At 39.5% G+C, this 11,857-nt stretch carries 13 protein-coding genes; all 13 read right to left on the bottom strand.

Annotation, left to right across the window (positions count from 1 at the left end):
* Window positions 1-100: 100 nt before the first annotated feature.
* Window positions 101-550 (bottom strand): dUTP diphosphatase, encoded by a 450-nt coding sequence (gene dut / locus DYE54_RS01355; protein ID WP_115309543.1) that lies wholly within the window; start codon window positions 548-550, stop codon window positions 101-103.
* Between the two features lie 27 nt (window positions 551-577).
* A complete protein-coding gene (locus tag DYE54_RS01350) occupies window positions 578-2,647 on the bottom strand; it encodes a polyribonucleotide nucleotidyltransferase (RefSeq protein WP_115309542.1) in 2,070 nt (689 codons plus the stop codon).
* A 177-nt stretch (window positions 2,648-2,824) separates the two neighbouring features.
* Window positions 2,825-3,091: a 30S ribosomal protein S15 gene (gene rpsO / locus DYE54_RS01345; protein WP_115309541.1), complete on the bottom strand. Its 267-nt coding sequence runs from the start codon at window positions 3,089-3,091 to the stop codon at window positions 2,825-2,827.
* A gap of 207 nt (window positions 3,092-3,298) precedes the next feature.
* Window positions 3,299-4,093, bottom strand: a complete 795-nt coding sequence (locus tag DYE54_RS01340; protein WP_115309540.1) for an ABC transporter ATP-binding protein — start codon at window positions 4,091-4,093, stop codon at window positions 3,299-3,301.
* Window positions 4,094-4,106: 13 nt separating this feature from the next.
* Window positions 4,107-4,976, bottom strand: coding sequence for an ABC transporter permease (locus DYE54_RS01335; protein WP_115309539.1), 870 nt, complete (start codon window positions 4,974-4,976; stop codon window positions 4,107-4,109).
* 51 nt (window positions 4,977-5,027) lie between these two features.
* Window positions 5,028-6,008, bottom strand: coding sequence for an ABC transporter substrate-binding protein (locus tag DYE54_RS01330; RefSeq protein ID WP_115309538.1), 981 nt, complete (start codon window positions 6,006-6,008; stop codon window positions 5,028-5,030).
* Between the two features lie 105 nt (window positions 6,009-6,113).
* Entirely contained in the window at window positions 6,114-6,482 is a 369-nt protein-coding gene (locus tag DYE54_RS01325; RefSeq protein ID WP_115309537.1) for an arsenate reductase family protein, read from the bottom strand.
* Window positions 6,482-6,835 carry a hypothetical protein gene (locus DYE54_RS01320; RefSeq protein WP_115309536.1) on the bottom strand — a complete coding sequence of 118 codons (354 nt, stop codon included), beginning with the start codon at window positions 6,833-6,835 and terminating at the stop codon, window positions 6,482-6,484. The genes DYE54_RS01325 and DYE54_RS01320 overlap by 1 nt, the downstream gene beginning before the upstream one ends.
* Window positions 6,835-8,232 (bottom strand): aminopeptidase, encoded by a 1,398-nt coding sequence (locus DYE54_RS01315; RefSeq protein WP_115309535.1) that lies wholly within the window; start codon window positions 8,230-8,232, stop codon window positions 6,835-6,837. Before DYE54_RS01315 ends, DYE54_RS01320 begins: the two co-directional genes overlap by 1 nt.
* Window positions 8,233-8,245: 13 nt before the next feature.
* The gene (locus DYE54_RS01310) at window positions 8,246-9,229 is read right to left on the bottom strand and encodes a 3'-5' exonuclease (RefSeq protein WP_115309534.1); all 984 of its coding nucleotides are present in this window, start codon (window positions 9,227-9,229) and stop codon (window positions 8,246-8,248) included.
* Window positions 9,229-10,284: a glycosyltransferase family 9 protein gene (locus tag DYE54_RS01305; RefSeq protein WP_115309533.1), complete on the bottom strand. Its 1,056-nt coding sequence runs from the start codon at window positions 10,282-10,284 to the stop codon at window positions 9,229-9,231. The genes DYE54_RS01310 and DYE54_RS01305 overlap by 1 nt, the downstream gene beginning before the upstream one ends.
* A gap of 14 nt (window positions 10,285-10,298) precedes the next feature.
* Window positions 10,299-11,312, bottom strand: coding sequence for a glycosyltransferase family 9 protein (locus DYE54_RS01300; protein WP_115309532.1), 1,014 nt, complete (start codon window positions 11,310-11,312; stop codon window positions 10,299-10,301).
* Window positions 11,299-11,838: a D-glycero-alpha-D-manno-heptose-1,7-bisphosphate 7-phosphatase gene (locus tag DYE54_RS01295; protein WP_115309531.1), complete on the bottom strand. Its 540-nt coding sequence runs from the start codon at window positions 11,836-11,838 to the stop codon at window positions 11,299-11,301. The genes DYE54_RS01300 and DYE54_RS01295 overlap by 14 nt, the downstream gene beginning before the upstream one ends.
* Window positions 11,839-11,857 lie beyond the last annotated feature (19 nt).

The raw sequence follows: 11,857 nt of genomic DNA, 5'->3' as shown, positions 1-11,857 counted from the left end.
AAGAAAATACTCCTCAGAGCTTTGTGTATCAACGTATCCATTGAGCTATAAAATATAGCCAAGCATAAGCGTACCACTCACTCTGGGAGTATTTGTTTAATTAATTATTACCTGTGCTACCAATCCCACCAGTCCGAATGCCAGTTGCATCATCATCACTAGTAATCAAATATTTAGAGAAAATACCTTGAGCCACCCGTTCACCTTTTTCAAGACTTACAGCTTCCTGCCCCATATTAATAAGAGCAATTAAAATATGACCTTCATTTTCTTCATTGTTATAGTAATCACTATCAATAATCCCAGTGCTATTTACTAGCATGAGATGCCGCTTAATGGCCATACTTGAACGAATATGAATCGCCAAGTATTCATCATAATTCATAAAGGCCTTAAGACCCGTAGCAACTAACTTCATTTCACCGGGGTTAATTGTCACGGCCTCAGCACATTCAATATCATACCCTGCACTTTCCGTTGTTTTTCGTCTAGGTAATGCAATATCTTTATCTTCATACTGCGAGACAACTTCAAATCCACGTATATCCATCTAACGACTCCTCTTTCAATCGGTAGTTTATTTCAAACAATCCTTGCGGGATAAATTAATACGGCCCTGTTTATCAATTTCAATAACTTTAACCATAATTTCATCGCCCACATTAACTACATCTTCTACATTTTCCACACGTTCTTTAGCTAATTTTGAAATATGTACCAACCCTTCTTTACCAGGTAACACTTCAACAAAAGCGCCAAAGTTCATAAGACGTGTTACTTTACCAAGGTATACTTCACCAACTTCAACTTCCTTAGTTAAGTTAGTAATAATCTCTATTGCTTTATTAGCTGATGCTTCTTCTACGGCAGAAATGAAAATTGTACCATCATCTTCGATGTCAATTTTAGCACCAGTTTCATCAATAATACTACGGATAACTTTACCACCTTGACCGATTACATCACGAATCTTATCAGGGTCAATGTTCATGGTAATAATGCGTGGTGCCCACGGGGACATATTGCCACGCGGCGCGTCAATCACGTCTAACATTTTACCCATAATATGCATACGGCCTTTATGGGCTTGTTCTAAGGCTTCTTTTAAGATTTCACGAGATAAACCGGAAATTTTAATATCCATCTGAATCGCAGTAACCCCTTTATCAGTACCGGCTACTTTGAAGTCCATATCGCCAAGTGCATCTTCCATGCCTTGAATATCGGTTAAAATCGTGTAATGCTCGCCCTGTGTTACAAGACCCATAGCAATCCCGGCTACTGGTGCTTTAATAGGCACACCTGCATCCATTAAGGATAAAGTACTACCACATACAGACGCCATGGAACTAGAACCATTAGATTCTAACACTTCAGATACTAAACGCATAGCATATGGGAATTCGTCTTCTGTTGGTAATACAGCAAGTAAGGCACGTTCAGCTAAAGCGCCATGACCAATTTCACGACGGCCAGGGCCACGGGAGGAGCGCGCTTCCCCTACAGAATAGGATGGGAAATTATAGTGGTGGATGTAACGTTTTTCCGTTTCAATACCAATACCATCAATCGTCTGTTTTTCAGACAATGGTGCTAATGTACAAATATTAAGTACTTGTGTTTGACCACGAGTAAATAAACCAGATCCATGAGTGCGAGGTAATACACCAACGCGTACACTAATTGGACGCACTTCATCTAACTGACGGCCGTCTGGACGAATTTTTTCAACCGTAATCATATGACGAACAATTTCTTTCGTCATCTTTTCAAGCGCCATAGATACATCATCCATATTATCTGGATAAATCTCTTCAAAATGAGCTTTTGTATCAGCATAGACTTCATCTTGTTGAGCATCACGTTGTTGTTTATCAGCACAACGAACTGCTTTATCTAGGGCATCATGCGCATAGTCTTTAACAGCCGCTAAAATATCTTCATTCAAAGTATGTGTTGGTAATAGGCGTTTTTCTTTACCTGCTACAGCTACCATTTCTTCTTGGAAAGCTACAATGCGTTTAATTTCTTCGTGTGCTGTCATAATAGCATCTAACAACACATCTTCTGCTACTTCTTGAGCGCCACCTTCTACCATCAAAATAGCATCTTTAGTACCAGCCACGACTACATTTAAATCACTGGCCGCTAATTGAGCTACCGTCGGGTTGATAATAAAAGTGCCACCCACACGACCAATGCGTACACCAGCAATAGGGCCGGCCCATGGAATATCAGATAAAGCCAAGGCTGCCGAAGCACCAATCATGCCACAAATTTCTGGCGCGTTATCTTGATCAACGGATAGTACAGTCGCACATACATGAACATCATTACGGCAACCTTTATCAAATAATGGGCGAATCGGACGGTCAATTAAACGACTATGGAGAATCGCAGTTTCAGGAGGGCGTCCTTCACGCTTTACAAAGCCGCCAGGAATACGTCCTACAGCATACATTTTTTCTTCATAATCTACTGTTAATGGGAAGAAGTCAATATCTTTGGCTTCTTTAGATGCTGTAGCGGTTACCAATACCACTGTATCACCATAACGTACTAAGGCAGCACCACCTGCTTGTTTTGCAAGCTCCCCTGTTTCAATAGTAAGGGTACGACCTGCAAGGTCCATTTGGAATTGTTCCATTCCGATTCCTCCTCTGAGTTACTCTTCTACAATTTTTACATTCCCTCTTATTGTAAAGGATTATAGGATAAAATAAAAGTCTTTTTCACACTTTTATTAGAATAAGTTCTATTTTCCCTTCGTGTAAAATAACTATATATAAAAAAAGCGGCCAAGGCCGCTTTTTAAGTTACGCAATTATTTACGTAAGTTTAATTTTTCAAGAATTGCACGGTAACGTTCAATATCTTTACGACGAAGGTAGTCAAGCATGTTACGACGTTGACCAACTAATTTCAAAAGACCACGACGGGAATGATGATCTTTTTTATGTTCCTTCAAATGTTCAGTAAGATATAAAATGCGGTTAGTTAAAATCGCAATTTGAACTTCTGGAGACCCAGTGTCGCCTTCATGAACAGCAAATTCTTTGATGATAGCTTGTTTAGCTTCTGTAGTTAACATTTCGTTTCCTCCTAAAAATAAAAACCTCGCTAAGCCAAAGTAAACGTTGGAGACTCGCATACTTCGCCTGCGTTATCAGTGCCTGTTGCACCTCAATCAGTATACTATATACAATACTTCTTGTAAAGAACGACTTGAATATAATTCAATATACTATTACCACCTGATGCCAACTTGAATCTGATTCAAGTATCTGATTCAAGCAGTTTACTTAGTCCCTAATACCATGCGGTCACTTACAGTATCACCAGCCACTTCAAAACGTTCTAACAAGTCTTGTACCGTTAATTTTTTCTTTTCTTCACCGCGCACATCAAAAATAATGCGACCATTGTTCATCATAATAAGACGATTACCAAAACGCAAAGCATCACGCATATTATGCGTAATCATAAGCGTCGTTAAATTATGCTCCTGCACTAACTTATCAGTAAGATTCAATACATTTTCAGCTGTCTTAGGGTCAAGTGCTGCTGTATGTTCATCCAATAATAATAACTCAGGACGTAACATAGTGGCCATCAATAGCGTAATCGATTGGCGTTGACCACCACTCAACAGCCCCATACGAGCTGTTAAACGATCTTCTAAGCCTAAACCTAATAAGGACAAGCGTTCTCTAAAAAGTTCTCGTTCCTTAGGTACAAAAGCCCATTTTAACCCCATTCGCTTACCACGACGCAGAGCCAACAACAAATTCTCTTCAATCTGCATATTACCAGCTGTACCAAGCATCGGATCTTGGAACACACGGCCAATAAAAGCAGCTCGTTTGTATTCTGGCATTTTCGTAATATCCGTATCATTAATGTGAATAGAACCAGAATCTACAGGAAATACACCAGCAATCGAATTTAATAAAGTACTTTTACCAGCTCCATTACCACCAATCACAGTAGCAAAATCACCTGATTCCAATCGTAAATCCACACCATGGAGGGCTACTTTTTCATTAACCGTGCCCTTAAAAAAGGTTTTCACAATTTGTTTCACTTCTAACATAGGTAGCTCCTCCTTAACGACTCTGCCATTTGGCCTTTAATGTCGGTAATGACAAGGCAATAGCAACTAATACAGCAGTAAATAACTTTAAGTCATTTGGTGGCATACCTAAATATAATACAACAGCGATTACAATACGATATACAACAGAACCTAACACAACAGCCACTAAATTCTGTACGAACGATTTAGTGCCGAATAACACTTCCCCAATGATAACTGAAGCTAAGCCAATAACGATGGTACCAACGCCCATCCCCACATCAGCATAACCATTACCCTGTGCGACTAAAGCACCGGCTACAGCCACAAAGGCATTAGATAATAACAATCCTAGTACAATCATCGTATCGGTGTTAACCCCTTGCGCACGAATCATTTGCGGATTAACACCAGTAGCACGGATGGCCGCACCGATTTCAGTTCCAAAAAACCAAAACAAGAAAATCCCCGTAATGATAGCTACTAATAAACCGACAATAGCAAGGGCCCAAGTAGCCGGAATATTCATTGTTTCAAAATATGTATAAATTGTATTCATCCGCAATAAAGATACATTAGCTTTACCCATAACATGTAGATTAACCGAATACAAAGCAATCATTGTTAAAATCCCTGCTAAGAGAGCCGGAATTTTCAACTTAGTATGTACCCAGCCAGTGACAACACCAGCTAACATACCACCTACAGCAGCACCTAAAATAGATACTATAGGATTCACACCAGCTACAATTAATGTTACCGATATAGCGGCCCCCAAAGGGAAACTACCTTCTACCGTCAAATCGGCAATATCAAGAACTCTAAAAGTAATAAATACACCAATGGCCAAGAGAGACCATAATAAACCCTGCCCTAAGGTTGAAATAATAAGGTTTTCCATACGTTCCTCCATCAATAAAAAGAAAAAGGCCGAAGCCCTTTTCTTTGTGAATTATTTACTTGCTTCCTGTACTACATCAGCCGGCAATGTAATACCAAGCCGTTTCGCTACATCTTCATTAATTACAAGTTTAAATTCTTGCTGACTTTCAATCGGCATATCACTGACTTTAGCTTCGCCAGATAAGATTTTAGCGCCCATCAAACCAGCTTGGAACCCTAATTGATAGTAATCAACCGAGTAGGTTGCTAAACCACCAATTTTAACGATATTATCTTCACCTGGGAATACAGGAATTTTAGCTTCATCTGTAATTTTTACCAAATTAGGCATTGCCGAAGCGACTACATTATCGGTTGGCATATAAATAGCTTGTACGCCTTGAGATACAAGATTTTGTGCAGCCTGTTGAATATCATTTACATTTTGCACAGTTGCTTCTACCACTTCAAGACCTTTTTCTTTAGCATGCGCTTTCATTCGTGCCGCTTGTAACTGTGAATTGACTTCACTAGCACTATAAATTAAGCCCACTTTTTTCGCATTTGGTAAAACACGAGTAATCAAGTCTACCTGTTTTTCTACAGGATTCATATCAGTAGTACCACTTACGTTAGTACCTGGTTTTTCATTGCTATGTACCAATTTAGCTTGTACATAATCGGTAATCGCCGTTCCTAAAATTGGAATATCTTTTGATGCATTCGCCATAGCCTGCGCTGATGGTGTAGCAATCGCTAATACTAAATCTTCCTTATCTGAAACAAAGCGTTGCGCAATACTATTCAAATTAGATTGGTCTGCCTGGGCATTTTGTTGGTCAATTTTTACATTATCCTTAAACCCTTTGGATGCAAGACCATCCACAAACCCTTTATTAGCTGCATCTAAAGCAGGATGTTCTACTAATTGAATCACCCCTACTTTGTATTGCTTATCTGCACCACTACCATTGTCACTACCGCAGCCACTAAGCAAACCTACAGCCATCAAAGCTGTAGCAGCAGCCACTACTACACGTTTTTTCCACATATAAAATGCTCCCTTCTACCATACTACATGTATCCACCTACACGGGATATTGCATTTATTATAGCTTGTTTCTTTTTCTATTTCAATAGGAAAATAAAGCAAGTTTTATTTTAAATATCCATTGCGACGCAAGGCCTCTTCCCATTCAGCTTCTTTAAAACCAACTAATACTGTGTCCGCTAATACTAAAATAGGACGTTTCACAAGCATGCCATTTGTCGCTAATAAGGCGAGTTTCTCTTCATCACTCATCTCAGGTAACCGTTCTTTAATATTTTCACTCCGATATACCTGTCCCGATGTATTAAAAAATTTCTTTATCTCTTTACCACTTTTAGGTTGCCATAGCCCTAACTCTTCCACTGTTGGATTTTCTTCTTTTATATTACGATCCGTAAATTCAATATTATGACTTTCCAAATATTTTTTAGCGCGTTTACAAGTTGTACACGTAGGATATTCTACAAATAGCATTACTTATCTGCCTCCTTCATAACCTCTTGAATCGTTTCAAGGGTAAACCCGTTAGCCGCTAATACATATTCTTCTAATTTACCACGTTCCATAGCCACTTTCATAACAGGAATTTCAAAGGGATCAAGAAGAACGGATAATAAAACCTCTCCCGTTTTAAAATAGCCGACTACGCCCTGACCTTCTTCTGGATCAAGGGTTTCCCGTTTAATGTCCTTACAATATTTTGCCATTACCGCTTCAGCTGCTTGAGCACAGTCTTCACGATCTTTTAGATATTGCTGTGCTTTGTCTTCTTCAATATCAAAAATATCAATTCGCACTGTTTTCTTTTCTTTATTTGCGTCTTTCATTATAGGCCCTGTTCCTCCCCTGCCGCTTTCAAGAAAGCTACATAGCATTTTTTAGCTTCATATACATCGGCTTTACTAGTCACTTCCCAAGGTGCATGCATACTTAATACAGCAACACCACAGTCAATAACATTCATACCGTATAACGCCATAATATAAGCAATGGTACCACCACCGCCAAGATCAACTTTACCAAGTTCAGCCGTTTGGAAATTAACTTGATTATCATCCATAATACGACGAATAAAGCCCATATACTCTGCATTAGCATCATTAGAACCGGATTTACCACGAGCGCCAGTAAACTTATTAAACACAACACCTTTTCCGAGGAACGCTGAATTTTTAGCTTCAAAAGCAGATGCATACAAAGGATCATACCCAGCACTTACATCAGAAGATAACATGCGACTGCGTTCTAACGTACGGCGCACAGCCAGCGGTGAATTATGCCCTGCCATAGCTAAGAGTTCGGCCACCACATTTTCAAACCAACGAGACTGCATGCCCGTAGCACCTACCGAACCAATTTCTTCTTTATCCACCAATAAAGTACATGTAGTGCGGGTTACTTTTTCTACGTCTAACATAGCCGCTAACGATGTATAAGCACATACACGATCATCTTGCCCATATGCTAAAATCATGCTACGATCAAACCCCATTTCGCGAGCACGACCTGCGGGTACAATTTCAAGTTCAGCTGACAGCAAGTCTTCTTCGGTAAAGCCATATTCCGTTTCAAAAATTTTACTTAAGAATTTGGTAACACCCTCTTTTAATTCACCTTTTACGGGCTGGCTACCTATTAGTAAATCAAGGTTTTCCCCTTCAATTACTTTGTTGGCTTTTTTCTCCATTTGTTCCTGTCCTAAATGTGGCAATAAATCAGTCACACAGAACACCGGATCTGTATCTTTTTCGCCAATAGCCAGAGGAATCACTGTGCCATCTTTCTTAACAACCACACCATGTAGTGCCAATGGCATAGCTACCCACTGGTATTTCTTGATACCACCATAGTAGTGCGTATCGAAGAATGCTAAATTATTATTTTCATAAAAAGGATTTTGTTTTACATCAAGACGTGGCGAATCAATATGAGCCCCTAAAATATTAAAACCTTGCTCTAAAGACTCATTACCAATATTAAAGAGAGCTATTATTTTTTTCATATGAACAGCATACACTTTATCGCCCGCTTTAATGGGTTGCCCTGCTTTTTGTAACTCTTTTAAATTTTTATACCCTTTAGCTTCAGCTTGACGAATTGTTTCATCAATGCATTCACGTTCTGTTTTACCAATATCTAAAAAACGCATGTAATCCTGACATAAAGCTTCCATTGCTTGTATGTCTTTTTCTGTATATTCATGCCATGCATATTTGCGTTCCATACTATCATCCTTCCTAACTTACTGTATCTTTTTGTTTCTGTGACGCCAAACGAGCCAAATAAGCTTCTTCTTTAATTCTGTTTTGTTCTGTCCGCTCCGCATACAACGTTTGTAATTTTTCTGGAGCTTCCGTTAACATCTTTGTCACATAGTAACGAAGTACATTGCCTCGCTTCATATACTTACCAATACGCCAATGTACAGCCAGCAATCCATGATGGCGACAACGCCCTAGACTAAGAAATTTGTCACCACTAAGACGCTGGATTTTCTCCATAGTTAATAAAGTTTGGCACATTGGACAATGAGCATGTCGCACCCGATTATCATGCAGTACAATTCGTTTATCCGTGAAATTCTCATAGATAAAAAAGCTAAGTGCCTCAGGATAATAAGCGGGTGAATAAGTATTTTTTACAATGTCATCATATTGGGCAATCCCTTCAGCAAGAGGAATTGCTTTACACACACGGCCCGTAAAAATAGAGTCGTTTAACGCATCGTGGGCCGGTAAATCATCTTTTGTAATGGCTAACTCCTCTAAGGCTTTCCCCAACGCCACTTGTTGTGTATTGCCATGTTGAAGATAAGCAAAAATTAATTGTGCGTCATACCAAGTATGTTTAATCCGACTAGGCAAACCAAACAGTTTTAAATTCTCTCGTAGCATTACTATATCATCAGACCCCCAAGTTAAAAGAACGGCTTGAGGGCCACACCAATTCTCAAAACTACGGTAGGCTTGTCCAAAGGTAACGCCTAAAGCTAAATCTGCCGCCGAAATATGAGTCAATTTTTCTACATGCTTATGCATGCGCGTCAAATATTGTGGTTTAATTAGCATGCTAAACGTATCAATAATCGACAAATTATCATCTAATTTAACGGCCCCAATTTGGATAATTTCCCCCGATACGGGTAAACCGGTTCGTTTCATAAAACTAATATCATTGGCAAATGGCTGGTTCCATTCCAAATCAAAAATTACATACTCCATTACGAATCCTCATTCCCCGTTTCACAGAGTAACGATTGAGCCGCTTCAATAACAGAATCAACGGAAATAACACTAAGACCTTTATACTTACCCTCTTTAATGACTTGTTTCATACTCTTGCCTACTTCATAAGTTTCCATAGATTCTAAAACAACACAATTTTTCGTGTAAGGTCCGTAAAATTTAGGATTCGATGGGCCATATAAGGCTACCAGTGGTACGTGTTGACTGACTGCTACATGCATAGGACCTGAATCATTGGTGATAAATAAACTGCACCGATGAATAGCGGCTGCCAATTCACCTAAACTAAACTGCCCCGTAGCTACAATCGGCGTATGATGCATATGAACAACAACTGAATCAACCATGTCTACATCCATAGGCCCACCAAAAAAGACAACTTTATAACCTTTTTCGCAGAAATAATCTGCCACCTGAGCAAAACGTTCTTGAGGCCACCGCTTCTCAGGCACAGCACTACCTACATTAAAACCAATCACCGTATCAACGTCTGAAACACCATGTTTTTGGTAAAAAGCAGCTACTGTTTTCTCCCATTCGGGAGACGTATAAATTTCTAACCCCTTATTCGAAGTGTCAGTGACACCTAACTGTTCTAGCACATTAATATACATATCCGCCGCATGACGTGTTTTTCGATCAAGACGTGTATATTTTGTCATAAATGGCCGAAATAGAAAATGACTCATCCCGGTCGTTACTTTACCATGCAAAGCCCAAGCAAAGAAGCTCGTTCGTTCATTTGGATGCAAATTAATTACAACATCAGGTTTTCCACCAGATTGCCGAACATATTTTGCAATGTTTTGTAGAGCGGCAATACTATTGTCCCGCCCTTTTTTGTCAATACAAACAATGCGATCTATATTTGGATTATACTGCATAACCTCTTTCAATTTTCTATCCATTACAAATGTAATGTGGCTGTCTGGCGCCGCTTGACGTAAGGCATGTAGAAACGGTGTTGTTAAAATAACATCACCTAAATGCATTAAGAAGGTGACTACAATTCGTTTATGATTTAACTCCATATAAACCTCCTTTATCATAATAGGGTCTTAGCAGTAGCCCATACTTGATCAACTGAAATTTGAGACATACAATCGGGATCATCCACTAGTGGATTCTCTGGTGTTGCTTTGGACGTAGGCGATACAATGCAATGTACATAATCACCACCATAGGGTCCCGTCCGCTCAGGTGATGTTGTGCCATATAGACCAATTAAAGGTCGTTTCAACGCATTAGCAATATGTAATGGACCTGTATCGGCACTAATAAATAATTTGGCACCACGAATAAGTTCAATTAATTCTTCTAAACTCGTTTCACCAGTCATATCAAACACCGCTTCACTCTTAGCCTTGTCTTTAATCGCTTGTGCTTTAGCCTTATCTCCCTTGGCCCCAATAAGAACTACATATTGCTTAGCCTCCGCCAATCGATTAGCCAACGCCCCAAATGAGGAAATAGGCCATTCTTTAACAGCCCAACGAGCACCTGGCGCCATAACAACATAATCATGCCCCTGCGGTAAGCCTGCATCCGTTAATTTTGAAATACAACTAGCCGCTGCTTCAGGAGATTCATTAATAGGAAACTCTACACCCGTAACTTCACCACCTAACGCGCGCACAGTATCTAAATAACGCTCAATCACATGGCCATATTTATTAGGACCTACTAACGCTTTATTAATTAGTTGACTGCCTTCACGTAATTCCCAATAACCATATTTTTCCTTAGCCCCAGAAAGAGCTGCTACAATAGCACTTTTTGCTAAGCATTGTAAATCTAGGCACATATCAAACATATGACTGTGCAACACTTTACGCAAGGACCATAAATAGCGTAGGGATTTCAACTTCTTTTTATCAATGAAAAGCACCTCATCAATCCAAGGCTTTCCCGGTAAAGGTCCACTAAATTGTTCATGCACTGCCCAGGTAATATGCGCGTTCGGCCAATTCTTGCGAATCGCATACAAGGTGGGCAACGCATGAATTACATCACCAAGGGAACTCATTTTAACGATTAATATGCGTTTATACTCTTTCATGGCTCGTCCCCTTTGCTTTTGTTTCATACTTTTGTAAAATCGGCAATAAAAATGTTTCTAAATTTGTTCCATCAAATAAATAGCCAGCTAGACCAGCTCCTTCTGCCGCTGTTATATCAGATGACTTATCCCCAACCATAAAACTAAGGGATTGGTCAATCTCATAATCACTCATAGCTTGTCGTAACAAGCCAGACTTAGGTTTACGGCATTCACATTCCTTAGTAAATTCTGGCACTGTCCCTTGTACATGATGAGGACAATAGTAAAAATGAAGGATGGGAGCCCCTTGTGCTGTAAGGCGTCGATTGATTTCTTCATGAAGTGTATGCATATCTTTTTCCGTATAATATCCGCGCGCAATACCACTTTGATTTGTCACGACAATTAAATCATAACCAGCATTTACCGCCGCTACTAACGCTTCCGGTGCGCCAGGTACAAACTGCAAATCTTCCACGCGATATAAATAATTTACATCTACATTAATCACACCATCACGATCTAAAAATAAAACCTTACGCATAGGCTCCCTCTTCCTAATA

The sequence above is a fragment of the Veillonella criceti genome (assembly GCF_900460315.1).
Classification (GTDB): Bacteria; Bacillota; Negativicutes; order Veillonellales; family Veillonellaceae; genus Veillonella_A; species Veillonella_A criceti.
This window is presented reverse-complemented; position numbering and strand designations above follow the sequence as displayed.